The organism is Psychrobacter sp. DAB_AL32B (assembly GCF_002224105.1).
GTDB lineage: Bacteria > Pseudomonadota > Gammaproteobacteria > Pseudomonadales > Moraxellaceae > Psychrobacter.
In genome coordinates this window covers 1-289 of record NZ_NEXU01000188.1, presented here as the reverse complement: position 1 = coordinate 289, position 289 = coordinate 1, and the positions used below count along the sequence as shown (strand labels likewise).

Sequence of the window (289 nt, the reverse complement as noted above, 5' to 3'; positions counted from 1 at the left end):
CATGGTCTGTTACGAGCAGGATATCGTCATGACCATCAGGCAATGATGTTGGCAATGACAGGTTATGATTTTTTCGATACTATGAGCGATAAAGTACGCTCTGATATCGCCTCATTGTTTTTGCTTGCTACAGAACCTTTCAGTGATCCTGCACTAAACCCTGATATCCCTGCTGATTGTTTGGACGAACAGCAGCGCTATATTTGGGCAAATAGTAAATTACATACCCGCCTTTCAAATGATGCCACACGAGCTATGCAATCTTTTGAGTTTAATCTTCCGCCCAAAA

General features: G+C 42.2%; 1 pseudogene. It reads left to right on the top strand.

Going from position 1 to position 289, the window contains the following annotated elements:
• Nucleotides 1-289, top strand: a pseudogene (locus CAN34_RS13915) (AarF/ABC1/UbiB kinase family protein); the annotation flags it as partial.